Annotated in this window: 18 protein-coding genes and 1 tRNA gene; 15 read left to right on the plus strand and 4 right to left on the minus strand. The window is 63.3% G+C overall.

Annotation, left to right across the window (positions count from 1 at the left end; genetic code table 11):
- Positions 1-130: 130 nt before the first annotated feature.
- Positions 131-589, plus strand: a complete 459-nt coding sequence (locus JT360_RS12970) for a styrene oxide isomerase (RefSeq protein WP_214472010.1) — start codon at positions 131-133, stop codon at positions 587-589.
- Positions 590-599: 10 nt separating this feature from the next.
- Here the strand turns inward: JT360_RS12970 and hisN are convergent, their stop codons facing one another.
- Together hisN and JT360_RS12980 are read right to left on the minus strand one after the other, a co-directional pair.
- Positions 600-1,373 carry a histidinol-phosphatase gene (gene hisN, locus JT360_RS12975; protein WP_214472011.1) on the minus strand — a complete coding sequence of 258 codons (774 nt, stop codon included), beginning with the start codon at positions 1,371-1,373 and terminating at the stop codon, positions 600-602.
- A 313-nt stretch (positions 1,374-1,686) separates the two neighbouring features.
- A complete protein-coding gene (locus tag JT360_RS12980) occupies positions 1,687-2,628 on the minus strand; it encodes an N-formylglutamate amidohydrolase (protein WP_214472012.1) in 942 nt (313 codons plus the stop codon).
- A gap of 163 nt (positions 2,629-2,791) precedes the next feature.
- Here JT360_RS12980 and cpdR point away from each other — a divergent pair, with 163 nt between their 5' ends.
- Positions 2,792-3,154, plus strand: a complete 363-nt coding sequence (gene cpdR / locus JT360_RS12985) for a cell cycle two-component system response regulator CpdR (protein ID WP_006199474.1) — start codon at positions 2,792-2,794, stop codon at positions 3,152-3,154.
- Between the two features lie 106 nt (positions 3,155-3,260).
- Positions 3,261-3,335, plus strand: a tRNA-Val gene (locus JT360_RS12990).
- A 339-nt stretch (positions 3,336-3,674) separates the two neighbouring features.
- On the opposite strand, the gene JT360_RS12995 is transcribed toward JT360_RS12990, so the two are convergent.
- Both JT360_RS12995 and JT360_RS13000 read right to left on the minus strand, forming a co-directional pair.
- A complete protein-coding gene (locus JT360_RS12995) occupies positions 3,675-3,896 on the minus strand; it encodes a hypothetical protein (RefSeq protein WP_214472013.1) in 222 nt (73 codons plus the stop codon).
- A gap of 197 nt (positions 3,897-4,093) precedes the next feature.
- Positions 4,094-5,248, minus strand: coding sequence for a dihydrodipicolinate synthase family protein (locus tag JT360_RS13000; RefSeq protein WP_214472014.1), 1,155 nt, complete (start codon positions 5,246-5,248; stop codon positions 4,094-4,096).
- Between the two features lie 238 nt (positions 5,249-5,486).
- Here JT360_RS13000 and JT360_RS13005 point away from each other — a divergent pair, with 238 nt between their 5' ends.
- The 12 genes from JT360_RS13005 (at position 5,487) to JT360_RS13060 (ending at position 20,042) form a co-directional block, all read left to right on the plus strand.
- Positions 5,487-6,539: a LacI family DNA-binding transcriptional regulator gene (locus JT360_RS13005; protein WP_214472015.1), complete on the plus strand. Its 1,053-nt coding sequence runs from the start codon at positions 5,487-5,489 to the stop codon at positions 6,537-6,539.
- Positions 6,536-7,552, plus strand: coding sequence for a Gfo/Idh/MocA family protein (locus JT360_RS13010; protein WP_214472016.1), 1,017 nt, complete (start codon positions 6,536-6,538; stop codon positions 7,550-7,552). The genes JT360_RS13005 and JT360_RS13010 overlap by 4 nt, the downstream gene beginning before the upstream one ends.
- Positions 7,549-9,150, plus strand: a complete 1,602-nt coding sequence (locus JT360_RS13015) for an acyl CoA:acetate/3-ketoacid CoA transferase (RefSeq protein ID WP_214472017.1) — start codon at positions 7,549-7,551, stop codon at positions 9,148-9,150. The genes JT360_RS13010 and JT360_RS13015 overlap by 4 nt, the downstream gene beginning before the upstream one ends.
- On the plus strand, positions 9,143-9,919 hold the full coding sequence (locus tag JT360_RS13020; protein WP_214472018.1) for an enoyl-CoA hydratase/isomerase family protein: 777 nt from the start codon (positions 9,143-9,145) through the stop codon (positions 9,917-9,919). Before JT360_RS13015 ends, JT360_RS13020 begins: the two co-directional genes overlap by 8 nt.
- A gap of 14 nt (positions 9,920-9,933) precedes the next feature.
- Positions 9,934-11,445, plus strand: coding sequence for an aldehyde dehydrogenase family protein (locus tag JT360_RS13025; RefSeq protein ID WP_214472019.1), 1,512 nt, complete (start codon positions 9,934-9,936; stop codon positions 11,443-11,445).
- Between the two features lie 58 nt (positions 11,446-11,503).
- Positions 11,504-12,757 (plus strand): ABC transporter substrate-binding protein, encoded by a 1,254-nt coding sequence (locus tag JT360_RS13030; RefSeq protein ID WP_214472020.1) that lies wholly within the window; start codon positions 11,504-11,506, stop codon positions 12,755-12,757.
- 148 nt (positions 12,758-12,905) lie between these two features.
- Positions 12,906-13,862: a carbohydrate ABC transporter permease gene (locus JT360_RS13035; protein WP_214472021.1), complete on the plus strand. Its 957-nt coding sequence runs from the start codon at positions 12,906-12,908 to the stop codon at positions 13,860-13,862.
- Entirely contained in the window at positions 13,859-14,803 is a 945-nt protein-coding gene (locus JT360_RS13040; protein WP_214472022.1) for a carbohydrate ABC transporter permease, read from the plus strand. The genes JT360_RS13035 and JT360_RS13040 overlap by 4 nt, the downstream gene beginning before the upstream one ends.
- Before the next feature lie 4 nt (positions 14,804-14,807).
- A complete protein-coding gene (locus tag JT360_RS13045; protein WP_214472023.1) occupies positions 14,808-15,923 on the plus strand; it encodes an ABC transporter ATP-binding protein in 1,116 nt (371 codons plus the stop codon).
- A 5-nt stretch (positions 15,924-15,928) separates the two neighbouring features.
- Positions 15,929-17,431, plus strand: a complete 1,503-nt coding sequence (locus tag JT360_RS13050) for a GMC oxidoreductase (protein WP_214472024.1) — start codon at positions 15,929-15,931, stop codon at positions 17,429-17,431.
- Positions 17,432-17,639: 208 nt separating this feature from the next.
- Positions 17,640-18,401, plus strand: a complete 762-nt coding sequence (locus JT360_RS13055; RefSeq protein WP_214472025.1) for a 3-ketoacyl-ACP reductase — start codon at positions 17,640-17,642, stop codon at positions 18,399-18,401.
- A gap of 12 nt (positions 18,402-18,413) precedes the next feature.
- The gene (locus JT360_RS13060) at positions 18,414-20,042 is read left to right on the plus strand and encodes a GMC family oxidoreductase (protein WP_214472026.1); all 1,629 of its coding nucleotides are present in this window, start codon (positions 18,414-18,416) and stop codon (positions 20,040-20,042) included.
- Position 20,043: the final 1 nt, after the last annotated feature.

Below are 20,043 nucleotides of genomic sequence, written 5' to 3' on the forward strand. Positions count from 1 at the left end.
ACGGAGGCTCGGCGACAATGCGTGAGCGGATGCCCTGATCAGCGCGGTTCGACGCCTTATTCCCATTCGGGCCACGAGCACTAATTGCTGCCCAAGAGCTTACCGGCCACAGTGATCGGGAGGAGCAGCCATGAACGCATCAAACACGCTGCCACGCCAGGGCCATCGCCTGCTGCAACTCGGCATCGCCCTTCTGCTGTTTTCGTCATTCGAAGGGTTTGCCATCCCATACCTCGCCGCACCGCGACTCGGACTGTCAGTTCACACACTGAGCGCCCTGCAGGGCGTCCTGCTGCTGGCGCTGGGCCTCATATGGTCCAGGCTCAATCTCGGCGCCGTGATGTCGCGGGCTGCCTTCTGGCCGCTGATCTATTCGGCTTTGGCCATTCTGGCCGCCTATGTGATGGCCAGCGTCTGGGGGGCCGGCAACGAGACAATGCCGCTGGCGGCCGGAGCCTTCCACGGGAGCGACTTTCAGGAGGAGGCGATCAAAGGCGTAGGGTATTCGTCGGCGCCGACCGGCCTCATTGCTTTCGCGCTCATACTGTGGGGCTTGCGTCTCAGCAATCCTTCGTCAATCGACAGCTAGGACTCGGACCTCAACCCCGCAGGGCAGCCATGGCCGCCGCGTGCAGCTCCGGCGTCGCCGCCGCCAGCACATCTCCGCCCTTTTCGGCCGGCCCGCCCTCGAAGGTGGTGACGACACCGCCGGCCTTCTCGATGATCGGGATCAGCGCCACGATGTCGTAAGGCTTCAATCCGGGATCGGCGACGATATCGACGCTTCCCGAGGCGATCATGGCGAAGGCATAGCAATCGGCACCGTAGCGGGCGAGCTGGATTTGCTTCTCGAACGCGTCATAGCGATTGCGCGCCTCACCCTTGAACAGCGCCGGCGTCGTGGTGAACAGCGTCGCCTCGTCGAGTTTCTTGGTCTTGCGGGTCGCCAGTTTTCGCGGGCCGCCCGGCCCCTCGTAATACGAGCCCGACGCGTTGGCATAGAACAGCTCGCCGGTGAAGGGCTGCGCCATCATGCCGGCGACCGCGTCACCGTCGACCGTCAGCCCGACCAGCGTCCCCCAGACCGGGAGGCCGGAGATGAAGGCGCGCGTGCCGTCGATCGGGTCGATCACCCAGACATGCCTGCTGGAGATGTTTTCGCTGCCATGCTCCTCGCCAAGAATGCCATGGTCGGGATATTCGGCCGATATCAGCGCCCGGATGGCGCGCTCGGCCTCGCGATCGGCCTCGGTGACCGGATCGAAACTGCCCTTTTCCTTGTTGGCCACAGCACCCTGGCTACGGAAGCGCGGCAAGGTTTCCGCTGCTGCGGCTTGCGCGATGCGGCGCATGAAATCGATGCTGATGTCCAATTGATTCTCCCGCATTGCAGAGTGCCCGACCGCGCTCTGCCGACACTTTCCCGTCAAAACAAGCCTGTTTATCGATTTATCCGCCACGCCCACTGTTGCCAGAATGTCACGCAAACGTCATCGAAACGATGTTTCCACATCACTCTGAATTAAAAAAGCCTGAACGTCGCTTGACATTTGTGCACCGCACAATACCCTCAATCTCGGACAGGTTCTCCTGTCCATGCCCTCCTTGGGCGTTTCCTCCCTAGACTTCGACCGTATCGTGCAAACGATGCGGTCTTTTTTTACGTCGTGAATCTCGGGCGTGAATCTATTCCGCGGCCAGCGGCAGGTCGACGAAGTGATGGTCGGGCATCGCCATCAGATCGGCCGAAAATCGCCTCAGATCGTCGGCCAGTGCGTCAAAGCCCGCGGTTTTCTCGAATGTCCGCTCATTCATATAGAGCCCGCGATTGACCTCGATCTGCAGCGCATGCAGATGGCGCGCCGGGCGGCCGTAATGTTCGGTGATGAAGCCGCCGGCATAGGGCTTGTTGTGGGCGACGGCATAGCCCATCGCCGTCAGCAGGCCGATCGCGGTCTCGGTCAGGGCCGCGGTGGCCGAAATGCCGAAACGGTCGCCGATGATGAAGTCCGGCCGCAGGCCGCTGTCGCCGACGCGGATGCTGGCCGGCATCGAGTGGCAGTCGATCAGCACGGCAAAGCCGAAGCGGGCATGGGTTCTGGTCAAAAGCCGCTTCAGCGTTTCGTGGTAAGGCTTGTAGACGGCCTCGATGCGGGCAACGGCTTCGGCCAGCGGCAAACGGCCGGAATAGATCTCGAGCCCCTCGCCGACCAGCTTGGGCACGGTGCCGAGCCCGCCAGCCACCCGTGCGGACCGGATGTTGCAGAAGGACGGCACCGGCTCGGCGAACATTCGCGGGTCGAGTTCCCAAGGTTCCCGGTTGACGTCGAGATAGGCGCGCGGGAAATTCGCCGCCAGCATCGGCGCGCCCAGCGCCACGGCGCCGCCGAACAGCTCGTCGACGTAACAATCCTCCGAGCGGCGGATGGCATTGCGATCCAGCTTCGCCATGGCAAGGAAGCGTTCCGGATAGTAGCGGCCGCTATGCGGTGAGTTGAAGAGGAAGGGAACGCGCTGTTCGGCGCCCGATCGGATTTCGAAGGGTGGAACGACCGAAAAATCTTCGGCTGCCGTCTTCAATTTGAACGAACCCGAAAACACCAATGCATCATCATGCGAAACTGCCACCTTGCTGGCCGCATGTCCAGCATTTCAGCGGCGGTGCCATCCGGCAAATATGGGGTGATCCCCGTCCTCGTTCACTTGATGTTTACCCTCACCTCCTCATATACAGGATGGTTAACGGGCTGCCCGGACGGCAGTCTCGGGCGGGCGATTCGGACGGGATATCATGGCACGCATTCTTCTGGCGGAAGACGACGACGATATGCGTCGGTTCCTCGTCAAGGCGCTGGAGCGCGCCGGTTACCAGGTCAGCGATTTCGACAACGGCGCCAGCGCCTATGAGCGGCTGCGCGAGGAACCATTCTCGCTGCTGTTGACCGACATCGTCATGCCCGAAATGGACGGCATCGAGCTGGCACGCCGCGCCACCGAGATCGATCCCGACCTCAAGGTGATGTTCATTACCGGTTTCGCCGCCGTCGCGCTGAATCCGGATTCCAAGGCGCCGAAAGACGCCAAGGTGCTGTCGAAGCCGTTCCATCTGCGCGATCTCGTCAACGAGGTCGAGAAGATGCTGCAGGCGGCCTGAGCCGCCTTTCCGTAGAGGTATCGCCGCTGCGGCGAGACGGCACCTTCTTTCCTATTTCCTGCTATTGACGCGCTGGATCAAAAATGGTGTATGCGCGGCTTCGGATGGGCGTGTAGCTCAGCGGGAGAGCACTGCATTGACATTGCAGGGGTCACAGGTTCAATCCCTGTCACGCCCACCATCCTTTCAAAGAAATACCGATAGCCGTTTGGCATAAGAACTGGGCGTTTTACCGACAGATCGGACGCGCCGGCCGCTTAACGCGATATCACGCCTTCATCTATTCGGCCGATGCGCTGCATCGAAGAGGGCGCCATATTGAAACCGATCCTCTTGGATCGCTGGACTTCCCAAAAGCCTGTCCAGTAAAGCCCCGCCTGACTCCCGGTCGGCGGGGCTTTTCCGTGCGTTCGATTCGCTAGAGCGGTTCATCGTTTCACGGAAATGCCGAACCGCTCTAACTCTTTGTTTTGACGCAATCCCGGACGGAAAACCGCTTCACACTTTTCCTGGAATTGCTTTAGAACGAGCGGCCGTAACCACGCGGTCTGGCCTTCGGTCCTGGCGAGCTTTCCGCCGGGTTTGCGGCCAATTTGGCGAATCGCCGATCTCTTAGCCGCAGGAACGTCTCTTTTGCCAGCAGCTCATCGTGCTCGCCATCGCCTGCGGCCATTCGGCCACACGTCGCAGCAATCACATAGTCGGCTTTGTTGGTTCGATAGTCTTCTTTTTGCACAGACATCGTTTCCTCCCGGTCTGCGGCCTTTCCCTCCTTTTGGCCTGCGGAGGAATTAACTGCCGGTGCGTTGCGCGAGTCTACCAATTGGGGATTGCATTAAAACGATACGCGCCACGTCCGGGCGGCCCACGGAGTGGCTCTGGGCGCCGAGACCATAATCGCCCCATGCGGGGAGATACTTCTGGTCAATTCCGCTCGGCTCAGACGCCCGCGACGGCGCACAGGCTCTTCATCCTGGATACGGCTAGGTCAGGATCGGCCAGCAGGCCTGCCTGATCGGCAAGGCGGAAGATGTCGGCATAGTGGCGGATGCCGCGCGCCGACTGCATGCCGCCGACCATCGCGAAATGGTCCTGGTGGCCGTTCAGCCAGGCCATGAAGACGATGCCGGCCTTGTAGTATTCCGTCGGCGCCTCGAAGATCTTGCGCGACAGCGGCACCGTCGGCGCCATCAGCGCGTCGTAGCCAGCCTGGTCGTCCTCGGCGAGCTTCGCCAGCGCGGCGTTGGCGACCGGCGCGATGGCGTCGAAAATGCCGAGCAGCGCATGCGAATGCCCACGGCCGTCTCCGGCGATCAACTCGGGATAATTGAAGTCGTCGCCGGTGAACATCACCACGCCATCCGGCAGCCGATTGCGGAGCGCGACCTCCTTGCCGGCATCGAGCAGCGATATCTTTATGCCTTCGACCTTGCTTGCGTGGCGTTCGATGATGGCAACCACCGTGTCGAGCGCGGTTTCGAAATCGCCGCTGCCCCAATAGCCCCTCAAGGCCGGGTCGAACATGTCACCCAGCCAGTGCAGGATGACCTTGCCGGAGGCCTGGCCCAGAATGCGGTCATAGACGGCGGCGTAGTCGTCTGGCCCCTTCGCTACCGCAGCCAGTGCACGGCTGGCCATCATGATTGCCTTGCCGCCCTCGCCTTCGATGAAAGCGAACTGCTCCTCATAAGCGGCAATCACGTCGTGCAGTGTCCTGGCCGATGCCGGCGCCAGATGGTCGGTTCCCGCACCGGAGGCAAGGTCGGCGCCTTCGATGGTCCGCGCCTCGGCGATCGAGTGGCGGATCAATTCCTGCGCATTCGTCCAGTCGAAGCCCATGCCGCGCTGCGAGGTGTCCATCGCCTCGGCGATGCGGAAGCCGAGCCGCCACAGATGATGGCGGAATGCCATCGTCCTGTCCCAGTCGACTACGGGCCGCGACCACGGATCGGTCATTTTGAGGGGATCGGCAACCACATGCGCCGCGGCATAGGCGACGCGCGAAAATCGCGCGCCGATCACCGGCTGCACCGGCTGGCCGACAAGCGCGTAGCTTGTGCTGCGGCCACCCTCTCCAGGCAAGGCAATACCCATCGGTCTCTCCCTCTGCCACGCCTAGTAAATGGAACGTTCCAATAAATCAAGAACCTTTAAGATTCGAGGCTCCGCGCCAGGGATTGCTGCAATGCAACACAACTTCCCTTCGTAGGCGGCACTTGCAGCCTCCCAATTATCGATATTCTGGAATCAAAAAATTGCCGATTGACTCCTGGTTGGAGCAATGATTAGAACGTTCCAATAAACTTTGATCAAAACGGGAGGAGATATCTGGATGGCCAGCCGGGCCAAGGCGACGATCTTCGACATCGCCCGCGAGGCAGGCGTGTCCAAATCGACGGTATCGCTCGTGCTCCAGGGCAGCGGGCTGATCCGGCCCGAAACCGCGGTCAAGGTGCGCAAGGCGATCGAGGATGTCGGCTATGTCTACAACCGTGGCGCCGCCAATCTGCGCAAGGCGCATTCCAACGTCATCGGCATGGTCATCAACGACCTCACCAATCCGTTCTTCGCCGAACTGGCGGTCGGCATGGAGCGTGTCTTCCAGTCTGCCGGTATCGTGCCCTTCATCGCCAACACGGCGGAAAACCCCGTGCGCCAGGAAGAAGTGCTGAAATCGTTGATGGAGCAAGGTGTCGCCGGCCTCATCGTCTCACCGGCCCGCGGCACCACGCCAGGCGCCTTCCGGCGGCTGGAAATAGCCGGCGTGCCGATTGCCTTTGCCATGCGCCGGCTGCCTGAAAGCCGCATCCCGGTGATCGCGCCCGACAATCATCGCGGCGGCTACCTCGCCACGGCTCACCTCATCGGCAAGGGACATCGCAGGCTTGTCTTCTTCGGCGGCTCGTCCGACCTCGTGGTCTATCATGAGCGCTTGGGCGGCTTTCGCGAGGCCTGCGAGACGCTCGGGATAGATACGCGTGACATGCTTGTCATCGAGGGTGAGACAAGCCGTCGGGGCGGCATTGCTTGCCTGGAAACTGCGCTTGCAATGGCTGAACCGCCGACCGCGGCCCTGTGCTTCAACGACGCTGTCGCTTTTGGCGCCATGCTGGCGCTGCGCAAGCGTGGACTTGAGCCGGGACCGGATTTCGCCGTCGTCGGCTTTGACGATGTGGTGGAGGCCGAACACTACATGCCGGCGCTGACCAGCGTCGCGGTGGACAGTGCCGGTCTCGGCGAACGCGCCGCCCATGTCATGATCAAGATGATCCAGTCGCGCACCACACGTGCCGAGGACCATATCGGCGCGGTCAATCTCGTGGTCAGGGAAAGCTGCGGTCCGGATCGCCGCACCCGAAACAGGTCTTCGGGGGGCGCCGCATGAGCGTCAAATGGGGACTGATCGGCGCCAGCACGATCGCCAAGCAATTCATGGTCAACGCCATCCGGGTGCAGGCCGATGGCAAGATCGCGGCGGTGATGAGTTCCGACCCGGAGCGGGGCCAGGCCTATGCCGTGGAAAACAACATTCCGCTCGCGGTCTCGACGCTTGACGAGCTCTTTGATGAGGATATCGACGCCGTCTACATCTCGACCACCAACGAGCTGCATCTCGAACAGGCCCTTGCCGCCATCAAGGCGGGCAAGCATGTGCTGTGCGAAAAGCCGCTGGCGCTGACCGGCGCCGATGCCCGCACCATGGTCGCCGCCGCCAGGGCTGCCGGCGTCGTGATCGGCACCAATCACCACCTGCGCAATGCCGGTGCGCACCGGGCGATGCGCGAGGCGATCGCCACCGGGCACATCGGCAAGCCGATCGCCGCCCGCGTTTTTCACTCGGTCTATCTGCCGGAAAACCTGCAAGGCTGGCGCATCAGAAAGCCTGAAGCTGGCGGCGGCGTGGTGCTCGACATCACCGTGCACGATGTCGACACGCTGCGCTTCGTGCTTCGCGATGATCCAGTTGACGTTTCCGCCTTCACCCAGTCGGCCGGCATGGCCGGCAGCGGACTGGAGGATGGGGCCATGTGCATCTGGCGCTTCAAGTCGGGCCTCATCGCGCAGTCGCATGAAGGCTTTACCACCAGGTATGCCGACACCGGCTTCGAGGTGCATGGCTCGGAAGGTTCGCTGATCGCCCGCAACGTGATGACGCAGAAACCAGTCGGGTCCGTCATTCTGCGCACGGCAAGCGGCGAAGAGGAGTTGAGCTTCGACCACGAGGATCTCTACTTCAGGTCCGTGCGGCGGTTCCATTGCGCGATCCACGGCGACGGCCATCCTGCCGCCACCGGCGAGGACGGCATCTGGTCACTCGCCTCGGCCGAGGCCGCATTGCAATCGGCCAGCTCCGGCAAGGCCGTCAAGATCGACCCGAAACTCGGGAGCATGAAGTGAGCAAGGTCGTTTCAGCGGCGCAGGCAGCCGATCTGATCAAGGATGGCATGACAGTATCCGTGTCCTCGTCGAGCGGCCTTGGCTGTCCGGATGCCGTGCTCGCCGCCATCGGCGAACGCTTCGACAGCGAAGGCCATCCGAAGAACATCACCACGCTGCACCCGATCGCTGCCGGCGATATGTACGGCATCAAGGGCATTGACCACCTGGCCAAGCCGGGCCTGTTGAAGCGCACGCTGTGCGGCTCCTATCCGTCTGGCCCCTCCTCGGCCGAGCCGCCGCGGATCTGGAAGATGATCGGCGACAATTCGGTCGCCGCCTATAACGTGCCGTCCGGCATCCTGTTCGACATGCACCGCGAAGCCGCCGCCAAGCGGCCCGGCGTGTTGACCAAGGTCGGCCTCGATACCTTCGCCGATCCGCGCCATCAGGGCTGCGCCATGAATGCGGCCGCCGGCGAGCCGATCGTTTCGGTGCAGCAGTTCGACGGCGAGGAATGGCTCTATTTCCGCTCCATCGTGCCTGACGTCTCGATCATCCGCGCCACCACGGCTGACGAGCGCGGCAACCTCACCTATGAACATGAAGGCGCCTATCTCGGAGGCCTCGAACAGGCGCTCGCCGCCCGCAACAATGGCGGTGTCGTCATCGCACAGGTCAAGCGCGTCGTCGAGAACGGTACGCTGAAGCCGCATGATGTGCGGGTGCCCGGTGTGCTGGTCGACCACATCGTCGTCGCGCCCGACCAGTTGCAGACGACGCTGACGCCCTACGACCCGGCCATATCAGGCGAGATCTTCCGCCCGTTGTCGAGCTTCCGCAATGCCGCGATGAACGTGCAGAAGGTGATCGCGCGCCGCGTCGCCATGGAGCTGCGCGAGGGCACGGCCGTCAACATCGGCTTCGGCATCTCCGCCAACGTGCCGCGCATCCTTCTGGAGGAAGGCCAGCACGGCAAGGTTACCTGGGTGATCGAACAGGGCGCGGTCGGCGGCGTGCCGCTGCTCGATTTCAAGTTCGGCTGTGCCTCCAACGCCGAGGCGATCATGCCCTCGCCGCATCAGTTCATCTATTTCCAGGCCGGCGGGTTCGATGCCTCGCTGCTCTCCTTCCTGCAGATCGACCGCCATGGCTCGGTCAACGTCTCGAAGCTCTCGGCGCGGCCGCATGTCACCGCCGGTGCCGGCGGCTTTGTCGACATCACTGCGCGGGCGAAGAAAATCGTCTTCTCCGGTTTCTTCAATGCCGGCGCCAAACTCTCATTGGCCGATGGCGGCATCCGCATCGACCAGGAGGGCAAGGTCAGGAAAATCGTCAACGAGGTCGAGCACATCTCCTTCTCGGGCAAGCGTGCAGTCGCCCAAGGACAGGACATCACCTACGTCACCGAGCGCTGCGTGATGAAGCTGACGCCTGATGGCCTGATGGTGACGGAACTGGCCCCGGGCATCGATCTCGAGCGCGATGTGCTGGCGCAAGCCGAAATCCCGCTCGGTATCGCCAACGACCTCAAGGTGACGCCGGCGGCGCTCTATCAGGACCGGCCGATCGGACTGTCGCTCAATGGCGGCGCCTCGCTCGGAGGCGCCCATGGCTGAGCGTCTCGTCACATTCGACCAGGATGGCGCCATCGGCATCGTCACCTTGCGCCGCCCGGAAAAATTCAATGCGCTCGACATCCCGATGCTGAAGGCGCTGGAAACAGCGCTCGATGAAGCGGAGGCGGCCGAAGGCGTGCGCGTCGTGCTGATCCGCGGCGAAGGCAAGGGCTTTTGCGCCGGCGGCGACGTCGAGGCCTGGGGCCCGATGAATGCCGCAGATTTCCAGGTGCAATGGGTGCGCTACGGCCACCGTGTCTTCGACCGGCTGGCGCGGCTGCGGCAACCGACGATCGCGGTGCTGTCCGGCCACGCGCTTGGCGGCGGGCTGGAGCTGGCGGTCGCCTGCGATTTCCGGGTCGCGGAAACACACGTCAAGCTCGGCTTTCCTGAAACCTCGATCGGCGTCGTCCCCGGCTGGTCCGGCACGCAACGCGCGGTGCGCCGCTTCGGCGCGCAGACCGTACGGCGCATGGCACTGGGCGGTGAGATGCTTCTCGCGCCCGATGCGCTGGCCCTGGGCGTGGTCGACAGGGTTGCTGAAACCGGCAACGGCCTGGCGGAAGCCAGAGGCTGGGCCGAGAAGATCGCGGAGCGCGGCCCGTTGGCAACAGAGGCCGTCAAGCTGATGATCGCGGTTGCCGAAGGCGAGGAAAGCGCGGCCGCGACCGAAGCGCTGGCCAGCGGCTTCATCGCGCTCACCGGCGACCTCAAGGCTGGCGTGAGCGCTTTCAAGACCAAGCAGAAGCCGGCATTTTCAAGATCATAGAGAAAAGTGAGCCGATGAACGCGCCTCTCAACATCGCCATGCCCGCCGAGGCATCCGCCGCGCCGAAAACCTATCGGCTGCTGATCGACGGCAAGCATGTCGACGCCCGCGACGGCCGCACGCTAGAGCGCAGCAGCCCGGGCCACGGCTTCACCGTTTCGCGCTATGCGCAGGCCGGCGAGGCCGAAGTGGAAGCCGCGGTGCAGGCCGCGCACCGGGCGTTCGAGACCGGCCCCTGGCCGCGCATGAAAGCGGCCGAGCGCGCCGCGATCCTGCTCAAGGCGGCTGACCTGATCGAGGCGCGGCTTGAAGACATCGCCCGGCTCGATGCGCTCGAATCCGGCAAGCCCATCGCCCAGGCCCGCGGCGAGATCGGCGGCGCGGTCGATATCTGGCGCTATGCCGCTTCGCTCGCCCGCACGCTGCATGGCGAGAGCTACGCCAATCTGGGCGACGCCATGCTGGGCGTCGTGCTGCGTGAGCCGATCGGCGTCGTCTCGATCATCACGCCATGGAATTTCCCGTTCCTGATCGTCAGCCAGAAGCTGCCTTTCGCCCTCGCGGCCGGCTGCACGGCCGTGGTCAAGCCGAGCGAGATGACATCGGCCTCGACCTTCGTGCTCGGCGATATCCTGATCGAGGCCGGCCTGCCTGCCGGCGTCGTCAACATCCTCGCCGGTCTTGGCGCCGATGTCGGCGCGCCGATGGTCAGTCATCCCCTGGTCGAGATGGTATCCTTCACCGGCTCTACCCGCGTCGGCAAGATGACCATGGCGGCGGCCTCGAATTCGCTCAAAAAGGTCTCGATGGAACTCGGCGGCAAGAACGGCCAGATCGTCTTCCCCGATGCCGACCTTGAAGCGGCCGCCGATGCGGCCGTGTTCGGCGGCTTCTTCAATGCCGGCGAATGCTGCAATGCCGGCAGCCGGCTGATCGTGCACGAGGCGATCGCCGACGATTTTCTCAGCGCCGTCAAGGCGCTCGCCGCCAGGGTGACTGTCGGCGATCCCCTCGATGACAGCACCAGGATCGGTGCGATGATTTCCTCGGACCACCTCGCCAAAGTGGCCGGTTACGTCGCGGCTGCGGCAAACGAAGGCAGCAGCCTTTACAGTGGCGGCGGGCAGCTGGCCTCGAATGCCGGCCAATATCTCGACCCCACGATCATTCGCGGCGTCACCGAGGACATGGCTATCGCGCGTGAGGAAGTCTTCGGCCCGGTGCTCTCCGTGCTGACTTTTGAATCGATTGAAAAGGCGTTGCACATCGCCAACAACACGCCCTATGGTCTGTCGGCAGGCGTGTGGAGCGCCAACATCGACACCTGCATGTCGGTGGCGCGTGGAGTGCGTTCGGGGACGGTTTGGGTGAACACATTCATGGAAGGTTATCCCGAGCTGCCTTTCGGAGGCTATAAGCAGTCCGGCCTTGGACGCGAACTCGGCAAACGCGCTGTCGAGGATTATACCGAGGAAAAAACAATCCAGTTTCATCGCGGCCAGCGCACCGGGTGGTGGGTCGGCTGAGTTGGGAAGAACCCGGTGGGCTTCCACCGGTCGTGAAATGCAACAAGGGAGGAAGTACATGTTGCGCAAACTGCTTATCGGAACGGCTCTCGCAACGAGCTTTGTTTTTTCGGCGCACGCCGCCGACGTCAAGGAAGTGCAGATGCTGCATTGGTGGACGTCGGGCGGCGAAGCGGCTGCCCTCAACGTCCTCAAGGGCGATCTGGCCAAGGAAGGCTATGCCTGGAAGGACGTGCCGGTGGCCGGCGGTGGCGGCGACGCCGCCATGACCGCGCTGAAGGCGATGGTCGCCGCCGGCAACTATCCGACCGCCTCGCAGATGCTCGGCTACACCGTGCTCGACTATGCGGCCGCCGGCGTCATGGGCGACCTGACCGAGACGGCGAAGAAGGAAGGCTGGGACAAGTCGGTTCCGGCGGCACTGCAGAAGTTCTCGGTCTATGAAGGCAAGTGGGTCGCGGCTCCGGTCAACGTCCACTCGGTCAACTGGCTGTGGATCAACAAGGCCGTCATGGACAAGATCGGGGGCACCGAGCCGAAGACCTTCGACGACTTCGTGGCATTGCTCGACAAGGCCAAGGCCGCGGGCGTGATCCCGCTGGCACTGGGCGGTCAGAACTGGCAGGAAGCCACCATGTTCGACTCGGTCGTGCTGTCGACCGGCGGACCTGAGTTCTACAAGAAGGCCTTCAACGACCTCGACGACGCTTCGCTCAAGTCCGACACGATGAAGAAGTCGTTCGACAACCTGGCCAAGCTCGTCACCTATGTCGACCCGAACTTCTCGGGCCGCGACTGGAACCTTGCCACCGCCATGGTCATCAAGGGCGATGCCCTGGTGCAGGTCATGGGCGACTGGGCCAAGGGTGAATTCCACGCCGCCAAAAAGACCCCGGGCACGGACTTCCTCTGCTACCGCTTCCCGGGCACCGACGGCTCGGTGATCTACAACTCCGACATGTTCGGCATGTTCAACGTTCCGGAGGACCGCAAGGCCGCCCAGGTAGCCCTTGCCACTGCCACCCTGTCGAAGAGCTTCCAGTCGGCCTTCAACGTCGTCAAGGGCTCGGTTCCGGCCCGTACCGACGTTCCGGATACCGACTTCGACGCTTGCGGCAAGAAGGGCATCGCCGACCTGAAGAAGGCCAACGAAGGCGGCACGCTGTTCGGCTCGCTGGCCCAGGGCTACGGCGCGCCTCCGGCGGTCGCCAATGCCTACAAGGACGTCGTCTCCAAATTCGTCCATGGTCAGATCAAGACCTCGGACGAGGCCGTGACCGAACTGGTCAAGGCGATCGACGACGCCAAGTAAGCGCCACGCATGAAGATACCTTCCCCGCTTCGGCGGGGAAGGTTCCATCTCGCAATTGGCCGGCCTTGCGTCGACCATGGACCCGTAAGCACGGGGCCGTCTTGCCGCGAAGCGGTCGAAGACGGACGGCCCGAAACGGGAGGAGCTGATGAGCACAGTAGCGACAACCCAGATCAAGCTGACGCCGGAGCAGGCCCGGCCACGCGCCTCTGTGCGCTCGCGCCTGCAGGACGCCTTGCCCAAGATCGTGCTGGCGCCGAGCTTCGCCATCACCATCGTCTTCGTCTACGGCTTCATCCTGTGGACGATCTATCTGTCCTTCACCAATTCCAAGACCTTCCCGTCCTATGTAATCACCGGCTCGCGCGCCTATCAGCGGCTGTGGGGCTGGACCTTCGACACGGACCCGCCGTCGAGCTGGTACACGTCGATCACCAATATGGGCATTTTCGGCTTTCTCTATATCCTGATCTGCCTGGCGCTCGGCCTGTTCCTGGCCATCCTGCTAGACCAGAAGATCCGCGGCGAAGGCATGCTGCGTCCGATCTACCTCTATCCCATGGCGCTATCCTTCATCGTCACCGGCGTCGCCTGGAAATGGTTCCTCGATCCCGGCCTCGGCCTCGAGCAGACCTTGCATCAATGGGGCTGGACGAGCTTCCATTTCGACTGGATCAAGAACAAGGATTTCGTCATCTACACGGTGGTCATTGCCGGCGTTTGGCAGGCTTCCGGCTTCATCATGGCGATGTTCCTGGCCGGCCTGCGCGGCATCGACGGCGAGATCATGAAGGCAGCGCAGATCGACGGCGCCACCACTTTCCAGCTCTATCGTCGCATCGTCATTCCGCTGCTGCGGCCAATCTTCCTGTCGGCCTTCATCGTGCTCGCCCACCTTGCCATCAAATCCTATGACTTGGTGGTCGCGCTGACCAGCGGCGGCCCTGGCGGTTCGGCCTGGCTGCCGTCCAACTTCATGTATGAGTACACCTTCAAGCGCAACGAAATGGCCGTCGGCTCGGCCAGCGCCGTGATCATGCTGATGACCATCGTCGCCATCATCGTGCCCTATCTCTATTCCGAACTCAGGGAGAAATCGCGATGAGCGCTGTCGCCACTCCCGCCCGCCAGGCCTCCGGCGGCGTCAACGTCAAGCTCGTCAACCGCATCGTCATCTACGGACTTTTGGCGCTGTTCGCGCTGTTCTACCTGATGCCGCTGTTCGTCATGCTGGTCACCTCGTTCAAGACCATGGACGAGATCCAGAACGGCAACATGCTGGCACTGCCCAAAGCACCGACCTTCGACCCATGGCTGAAGGCCTGGGGCGAGACTTGCGTCGGCCTCACCTGCGCCGGCATCAAGGGTTATTTCTGGAACTCCATCAAGATGGTGGTTCCCGCCGTGCTGATCTCGACCATGCTCGGGGCCCTCAATGGTTACGTGCTGACCAAATGGCGTTTTCGCGGCGCGACGCTGGTGTTCGGGCTGATGCTGTTCGCCTGCTTCATTCCGTTCCAGTCAGTGCTGCTGCCGATGGCGACGATCCTCGGCAGCGTCGGCCGGTTCGGCGTGACGCTGCAAAACTCTATCGGAACAAGCTTCGGACTCGGCAATTCGACGGTCAACCTGGTGTTCGTCCACGTCGTCTACGGCATCGGCTTCACCACTTTGTTCTTCCGCAACTATTACGAGGCGTTCCCGACCGAACTGGTGAAGGCTGCCCAGGTCGACGGCGCCTCCTTTTTCCAGATCTTCCGCCGCATCATGCTGCCGAACTCGATGCCGATCTTCGTCGTCACCGTCATCTACCAGTTCACCAACATCTGGAACGACTTCCTGTTCGCTTCCGCCTACGCCGGCACCGGCGACTCGATGCCTATGACGGTGGCGCTCAACAATGTCGTCAACACCTCGACCGGCGTCGTCGAGTACAACGTCAACATGGCGGCCGCGATGATCGCGGCGCTGCCCACCCTTCTCGTCTATGTGCTTGCCGGCCGCTACTTCGTGCGCGGTCTGATGGCCGGCGCCGTCAAAGGATAATCCAATGGCTTTTCTGGAAATTGATGGTCTGCGGAAGCGTTTCGGCCAGGTCGAAATCCTCAAGGGGATCGATGTCGAGCTTGAGAAAGGCGGCTTCCTGGTGCTGGTCGGTCCTTCCGGCTGCGGCAAATCCACTTTGCTCAACACCATTGCCGGGCTGGAGACGATCACCTCGGGCGAAATCCGCGTCGATGGCCGCGCCATCAACGATCTGCATCCCTCCAAGCGCGACATTGCCATGGTGTTCCAGAGCTACGCGCTCTACCCGAACATGACGGTGGCGGGGAACATCTCCTTCGGCATGGAAATGCGCGGCGTTCCGGCGGACGAACGTCAGAAGGCGATCGACAAGGTGGCCAAGGTGCTGCAGATCGGTCACCTCCTGAAGCGCAAGCCGAGCCAGCTTTCGGGCGGGCAGCGCCAGCGTGTCGCCATGGGCCGGGCGCTGGTGCGCGACCCAAAACTGTTCCTGTTCGACGAGCCGCTGTCCAACCTCGACGCCAAGCTGCGCGTCGACATGCGCATCGAGATCAAGCGCCTGCACGCCACCACCGGCACCACAATCGTCTACGTCACCCACGACCAGATCGAGGCGATGACGCTGGCCACCAAGATCGCCGTCATGCGTGACGGCGAAGTGCAGCAGTTCGGCACGCCGGCCGAGATCTACAACAACCCTGCCAACATCTTCGTCGCCGACTTCATGGGCTCGCCGGCGATGAACCTGATCCCGGCGACCATTGGCGGCAATGGCAGCGGACTGGCTGTAGTGCTGCAGCGCGAGGCGCGCGAGCCGATCTCGCTGCCGATGGCCAACGCACCGGCGGGACTGTCGGCATTCCAGGGCAAGCCGATTATCTTCGGCGTCCGCCCGGAGGCGCTGACCGATCCGGAAGGGGCGGAGCGCAACGCGTCGCATATCGCCACCGCCGACTGCCATATCGAGGTCGTCGAACCGGCAGGCTCGGACACCTTCGCCGTCACCAATCTCGGCGGCAAGGGCGTGGTGGCGCGGCTGCGCGCCGACGCCAACATCCAGCCCGGCACCAGCACGCCGCTTGCCTTCAACCTGACCAAGGCGGTGTTCTTCGATCCGGCGACCGAGAACCGCATTCGCTGACGGCCATGACAAATCCGGACATCGTCATCATCGGCTCCGGCATCGGCGGCGCCACGATCGCCTCCGGTCTGGCCGGCAGCGGCGCCTCGATCCTGATGCTGGAGCGCGGAGAGCCCCTGCCGGCGACGCCGCATGCCCGCGACACGCGCTCCATCTTCGTCGACGGCCACTACCGGCCGAAGGAGATGTGGCGCGAGGCCGGCGGCGCGGCCTTCAACCCCGGCAATTACTATTATGTCGGCGGCAATTCGAAATTCTACGGCGCGGTGCTGATCCGCTACCGCAAGGAAGACTTTTCCGCCATGGAGCACTTTGGCGGCGTCTCTCCGGCCTGGCCGTTTTCCTATGACGAGTTCGAGCCCTGGTATTCCAGAGCCGAGCAGCTGTTTCGCGTCCGGGGCGCGCTGGGTGAGGATCCGACCGAGCCGTTCCACTCGATCCCCTATGCCTATAAGCCGGTGCCCGACGAGGCGCCGATCGCCCGGGCCCGCGTTCAACTCAAGAGCCTCGGGCTGCACCCGGCCTCGCTGCCGCTCGGCGTCGACATCGACACCTGGCTGAAAGAGGGCAAGACCGGCTGGGACGCCTTCCCGAACACCGGCGAAGGCAAGGTCGACGCACAGACGGGACCGCTGACAGCAGCGCTCATGGACACCAACATCAAGCTCGAAACCGGCGCCCATGTCGAGTATCTCGAAGCCTCGGCGGACGGCAGAACCATATCAGCCATCCGCTACCGCCAGAATGGCGAGGCGAAGTCAGTGTCGCCGAAGCTGGTCATCCTCTCCGCCGGTGCGGTCAATTCCGCCATCATCCTGCTGCGCTCGCCGTCTTCCGACGGCAAAGGCCTTGCCAACCGCTCAGACCAGGTCGGCCGCAATTTCATGAACCACAATTCGAGCGCCATGTTGGCGATCGATCCGCGCCGCCGCAACGATGCCGTCTACCAGAAGACGCTGATGCTGAACGACTACTATCTGTCCGACGGCAAGGGCGGCAAGCCGCTCGGCAATGTCCAACTACTCGGCAAGATCGACGGCAACATGCTGAGGGCCAACGTCAAGCTGGCTCCCAAATTCGCACTCGACTTCATGGCCCGCCATGCCGTCGACTGGTACCTGATGTGCGAGGACCTGCCCGATCCGGAAAGCCGCATCATGGTCGACGGCAAGGACATCGTTTTGCAGTGGCGGCGCTCCAACATGCAGTCGCTCGACGGGCTGACCAAGATCATGCGCGAAAACTTCCGCGCCTGCGGTTATCCCATCGTCCTGTCACGCCCCTTCGACAAGCGCACCCCCTCGCACCAATGCGGCACGGTCAAGATGGGCGACGATCCGGCGACCGCACCGCTCGACCCTTTCTGCCGCGCGTTCGACCACCGGAACCTGTTTGTTGTCGATGGCAGTTTTTTGCCCAATTCGGCCGCTGTAAATCCCGCGCTGTCAATCGCCGCACAGTCGCTGCGGGTGGCTGAGCACATCCGCAAGACGGAGCTTGCCTCATGATGGGTCAGCGCTGCCCCTCATCCGCCTGCCGGCACCTTCTCCCCGTAAACGGGGAGAAGCCCGCTGGCCGCAGCCTCGCCGCTCCTTCTGCAGCGTCAACAATTAGCGAAGCAGGTGATGAAGGTGTCCTTCTCCCCGTCACTATACGGGGAGAAGTGCCCGGCAGGGCGATGAGGGGCGGCGCCGACATCCGCAAGGCTGGCCTCCAATGACCCGCCCCGCAGCCATCGTCACCGGCGGCGCGCGCGGCATCGGCCTCGCCTGCGCCGAGGCGCTTGCCGACGCCGGCTTCGACATCCTCGTCGCCGATCTGGCCGAACAGCCGGCGGATGGACTTGCAAAGGATATCTCGGCGCGTGGCGCAAGGTTTACCTACCACCGCTGCGACGTCGCAGACCTCGACAGCCATACAGCGCTCGTCGATGCCGCGATCCGCGCCTTCGGCCGCATCGACTGCCTCGTCAACAATGCCGGCGTCGGCGCCGTCACACGCGGCGATCTGCTGGAACTGAAGCCGGAGAATTTCGACCGCACGATGGGCATCAATCTGCGCGGCACGGTGTTCCTCAGCCAGGCCGTCGCCAAGGCGATGCTGGCTACGCCGGGCCAACACCCGAGGTCGATCATCACCATCACCTCGGTCAGCGCCGAAATGGCTTCACCCGAACGCCCGGACTACTGCATCTCGAAGGCTGGGCTTTCGATGTGGGTGAAGAACCTGGCGCTCAGGCTCGCCCCCGAAAACATCGGCGTGTTCGAGCTGCGGCCGGGCATCATCCGCACCGACATGACGGCAGGCGTGACCGCCAAATACGATGCCTTGATCGACGGCGGTCTGGTGCCGGCAAAGCGCTGGGGCGAAGCCTCGGATATCGGTGTGGTGGTGGCGACGCTTGCGGCCGGCAAGCTCGGCTTTTCGACCGGCTCGATCATCAATGTCGACGGCGCGCTCTCCGTGCCGCGGCTGTAAGTGGACAGTGTCATGACCGACTACATCATCGTGGGCGCCGGCCCGGCCGGCTGCGTTCTGGCCAACCGGCTGAGCGAGGATTCTTCGAATTCGGTGCTACTGCTGGAAGCCGGCGGCAAGGACTGGCACCCCTACATCCACATGCCGGCCGGCTTCGCCAAGATGACCAAAGGCATTGCCTCCTGGGGCTGGTCGACCGTGCCGCAGAAAAACATGAAGGACCGCGTCTTCTGGTACACGCAGGCCAAGGTGGTCGGCGGCGGCTCCTCCATCAACGCCCAGATTTACACGCGCGGCAATGCCCGCGACTACGACGCCTGGGAGAAGGAAGAGGGTCTCGCCGGCTGGGGCTATCGCGACGTGCTGCCCTATTTCAAGCGGGCCGAGAACAACCAGCGTTTTGCAAACGACTTCCACGGCGACCAGGGCCCGCTCGGCGTGTCGAATCCGATTTCGCCGCTGCCGATCTGCGAGGCCTATTTCCGTGCCGGCCAGGAGATGGGCATTCCCTTCAACCCGGACTTCAACGGCGCCAGCCAGGAAGGCGTCGGCTATTATCAGCTGACCCAGAAAGACGCGCGGCGCTCCTCGGCGTCGGTCGCCTATTTGAAGCCGATCCGCGCCCGCAAGAATCTCACTGTTCGGACCGACATACTGGTGACCCGCGTCGTCGTCGAGAAGGGCCGCGCCATCGGCGTCGAAATCGTCGACAGACCAGGCGGCGAGAAGAAAATCCTGCGCGCCGAGCGCGAGGTGATCGTCTCGTCCGGCGCGATCGGCTCGCCGAAGCTGCTGATGCAGTCGGGCATCGGCCCGGCCGATCATTTGAAATCGGTCGGCGTCACGCCGGTGCACGACCTGCCCGGCGTCGGCTCCAACATGCAGGACCATCTCGATTTGTTCGTCATCGCCGAATGCACCGGCGACCACACCTACGACAATTACGCCAAGCTGCACCGCACGGCGTGGGCCGGCCTGCAATATCTGCTGCTGAAAACGGGACCCGTGGCCTCCAGCCTGTTCGAGACCGGCGGCTTCTGGTACGCCGACCCGACCGCCGCTTCGCCCGACATCCAGTTCCATCTTGGCCTGGGATCCGGCATCGAGGCCGGCGTCGAGAAGCTGAACAATCCCGGCGTCACCTTGAACTCGGCGTTCCTGCGGCCGCGCTCGCGCGGCACGGTGCGGCTGAAGAGCGCCGATCCCGCCGACCACCCGCTGATCGATCCCAACTACTGGTCCGATCCCTATGACCGCGCCATGTCGATCAAGGGGCTGCGGCTGGCGCGCGAGATCATGCGGCAGAAGGCGCTTGCTCCCTACGTGCTGCGCGAAGTGCTGCCCGGCCCCTCGCTCGCCACCGACGACGAGTTGTTCGACTATGCCTGCCGCACCTCCAAGACCGACCATCACCCCGTCGGCACCTGCCGCATGGGCCATGACGGCATGGCGGTGGTGACGCCGGATCTGAGGCTGCGCGGCATCGACGCCTTACGCGTCTGCGACGCTTCGGTCATGCCGCGCGTGCCCTCCTCCAACACCAATGCGCCGACCATCATGGTTGGCGAAAAGGGCGCCGACCTGATCCTCGGCCGCGAACCGCTGCCGCCCGCTGTCTTCTCCGGAAATCGGGCTGCTTGAA

Source organism: Mesorhizobium sp. dw_380, from assembly GCF_018588885.1.
Lineage (GTDB): Bacteria > Pseudomonadota > Alphaproteobacteria > Rhizobiales > Rhizobiaceae > Mesorhizobium.